Source organism: Stenotrophomonas sp. GbtcB23 (assembly GCF_019091045.1).
GTDB lineage: Bacteria > Pseudomonadota > Gammaproteobacteria > Xanthomonadales > Xanthomonadaceae > Stenotrophomonas > Stenotrophomonas rhizophila_A.
Window position 1 is genome coordinate 1 of the sequence record NZ_JAGXKC010000233.1, and the last position, 391, is coordinate 391.

A 391-nucleotide genomic window follows, 5' to 3' on the forward strand; every position below is an offset into this window, starting at 1 on the left:
ACGGCTTAGTCGCGAAGGAGGTCAGCGAGCTGATCCCCAGGTCTCTTGATGTTCTACGCAACTCGCATGGAATTGGCTTCTCAGACTTGGCCAAATCACTACTTGTTTCGCCTGACTTTCTTAAGCAAATCGTAGTTAGACCGGAAGATGATGTGACAGCTAGAAGGGCTGCGTTGAGGAACGTGCATTGATTGGGCCGATCTAACATTTCTGTCGCGAAGATCCGCACTCTTACGGGTATCAGAGAAATGTCACCACACGAGCTCTACCACCACGTGGCTCAACTGCTTACGTCAATGCCGGCTTATGTGGACAATAATCCCGTGACGCCTGAGCACCAGCAATGGCAGGCTCGCGGGCAAGCCGCGCTCGATGTCGATGGCATTAGGTC

The 391-nt window shown here is 52.7% G+C and carries 1 protein-coding gene; it reads left to right on the top strand.

Annotated elements, in window-relative coordinates; translation table 11 throughout:
• Nucleotides 1–191 (top strand): hypothetical protein (locus KVS69_RS18920; protein ID WP_217539510.1); only part of this gene is annotated, 191 nt, incomplete at its 5' end.
• Between the last annotated feature and the right edge of the window lie 200 nt (nt 192–391).